This is a genomic window from Rhodopseudomonas pentothenatexigens (genome assembly GCF_900218015.1).
GTDB classification, from domain to species: domain Bacteria; phylum Pseudomonadota; class Alphaproteobacteria; order Rhizobiales; family Xanthobacteraceae; genus Rhodopseudomonas; species Rhodopseudomonas pentothenatexigens.
The window spans coordinates 1-2,474 of sequence record NZ_UFQQ01000061.1 but is presented as its reverse complement, the minus strand read 5'-3'; the positions used below and the strand labels follow the sequence as shown (position 1 = coordinate 2,474).

The 2,474-nt window shown below is 65.1% G+C and carries 1 protein-coding gene and 1 pseudogene; both read right to left on the bottom strand.

Annotated elements, in window-relative coordinates; translation table 11 throughout:
• Positions 1-130 precede the first annotated feature (130 nt).
• Positions 131-862 carry an IS21-like element helper ATPase IstB gene (istB, locus tag DWA33_RS24785; protein ID WP_114361127.1) on the bottom strand — a complete coding sequence of 244 codons (732 nt, stop codon included), beginning with the start codon at positions 860-862 and terminating at the stop codon, positions 131-133.
• Positions 862-2,362, bottom strand: a pseudogene (gene istA / locus DWA33_RS24780) (IS21 family transposase). Before istA ends, istB begins: the two are co-directional and overlap by 1 nt.
• Positions 2,363-2,474 lie beyond the last annotated feature (112 nt).

Here is a 2,474-nt window from a genome sequence, read left to right as displayed (position 1 = left end):
TGTCAATCGGCATTGGATCGGGACCCCGTATCGGCGTCCAAAAGGGACCCCTCGGGATGACGAGGCGCGAGCAAGCCGCGAGCGAGCGCGCTGTCATCGAGCGCCGTAGCGAGTGAGCGGCTTGCGGTGATCAGGCTGCGCGGCTCTTGAAGCGCCAGCTGTCGTTGCCGGTTTCGACGATGTCGCAGTGATGCGCCAGGCGGTCGAGCAATGCCGTGGTCATCTTGGCATCGCCGAAGACTGTCGGCCACTCGCCGAAGGCGAGATTGGTGGTGACGATGATCGAGGTGCGTTCGTAGAGCCGGCTGACGAGGTGGAACAGGAGCTGGCCGCCGGACTGGGCGAAGGGCAGATAGCCGAGTTCGTCGAGGATCAGGAAGTCGAGGCGGGTCAGGTGATCGGCGAGCCGCCCCTGGCGGCCGTTGCGGGCTTCGGTCTCCAGCCGATTGACGAGATCGACGACGTTGTAGAAGCGGCCGCGGCTGCCGGCGCGGATGCAGCTGCGGGCGATGGCGATCGCCAGATGGGTCTTGCCGGTGCCGGTGCCGCCAACCAGGACGATGTTGCGCTGCTGCTCGAGGAAGCCGCCGGCGGCGAGGTCGTTGACCAGCGTCTGGTTGATCGGCGTGCCGTCGAACTCAAAGCCGTCGATGTCCTTGGCCAAGGGCAGCTTGGCGATGGTGAGCTGGTATTTGATCGAACGCGCCTGCTTCTCGTTGATCTCGGCCTTGAGCAGGTCGCCGACGATGCGCTGCGGCTCGTGCTGGCGTTTGACCGCGGTGGCCATGACCTCGTCGAATGCGGCCTTCATGCCGTAAAGCCTGAGTTCGTTCATGAACTCGAAGATCTGGGTGCGTTCCATCAGAGGCTTCTCCTGAGACTGTCGTAGCGCGCGCAATCGGCGACCGGCGGGTGATTGAGCGTCAGCGCGGCCGGCGTGAGGATCGTTGCCGGCGGGCCGGGATTGCGCCTGCGGGCGAGGATGTTGAGGATGACGTCGGCGGAGTGGACGCCGTGACTGAGCGCCTCGGTGCAGGCCGCTTCGACCGCGGGCAGCCCGTCGGTGAGCACCGCGGCGAGGATATCGACCATCTGCCGGTTGCCGTCGTCGATCGCGGCGAGCTTGCGGCGCACGCGCTCCATCGCCGCCGGCAGCACCCAGTCCTTGAACGGCGCGCCATTGCGCAGGGCGCCAGGTTTGCGCGCCAGCACGGGCACGTAATGCCAAGGGTCATAGACCGTGTCGCCGCGGCCGAAGGCGCGACGATGCTCGCCGACGATCCGCCCGTCCTGGCGGATCACGATGCGATCGGCATAGGCATGGACCTCCACCGGGCGCCCGACGGCACTGGCGGCCACCGAGTATTTGTTGTTGTCGAACCGCACCAAGCAGGTCTTCGACACCGACGCCGGCACCGCATGGAAGCCGTCGAACCGACCGGCGTAAGGGACAAGCTGTGGCCGCTCGGCCTCGAATACATCCCAGACCGTCCGCTCGGTCTGCTCCGGATGGCGATGCGCCTTGGCGTAGGCGATGCATTTGTCGGCGAGCCAGGCGTTCATCTCGTCGTAGGATTTGAACCGCAGCCGCGGCGTGAAGAAGCGCTCACGGACCAGGCCAACCTGGTTCTCGACCTGTCCCTTCTCCCAGCCCGACGCCGGCGTGCAAGCGACCGGATCGACGAGGTAGTGGCTGCACATCTGCAGGAAGCGACGATTGTAGAGCCGGTTCTTGCCGACGAAGATCGCCTCGACCGCCGTCTTCATGTTGTCGTAGATGCCGCGCCGGCAGCCACCCTTGAAGAACGCGAACGCCCGGTCATGGGCGTCGAACACCATCTCCTGCGTCTCGCGTGGATTAGGCGCGCACGAACAGCATCCGGCTGTGGCAAAGCCGGACGTGGGCGACCTTGACCATCACCGTGACGCCGTTCAGCAGAACGACTTCGTGGCTCCAGTCGAACTGGTAGGCTTCTCCGGGCGCAAAACTCAGCGGTACATAGGCGGCCGCCGTCGCCTGACCGCGCGTCTCGGTCCAGCGCCGGGCATAGCGACGCACGGCGTCGTAGCTGCCCTCATATCCGCGACCACGCAGCTCTTCGAAGATCCGGATCAGCGTCAGTCGCTCGCGCGCCGCCTTGTCCGCGTTCACCGACAACAGCCGGTCGAGTTCGTCCTTCAACGGTCCGATCTTCGGAAGCGGCTGCGTCCCTCGCTCGTACCGGAACTCGGTCGCTCCCGACCGGATCACCTTGCGGACGACCTTGCGTGACAGCTTCAGCTCACGACAGATCGCCTTGATCGGCTTCCCCTGGACGAAAAATGCGCGGCGGATCTTCGCAATCGTTTCCACGACCAGCATCCCAACCTCGGCTTCCATGAACATGGAAGCCAATGTGGCCCCTCTGTCCCAGGGGTCCCGATTGGACGCCGATCACCCCGAAAACGGGGTCCTTATTCCACGCCGATTCACA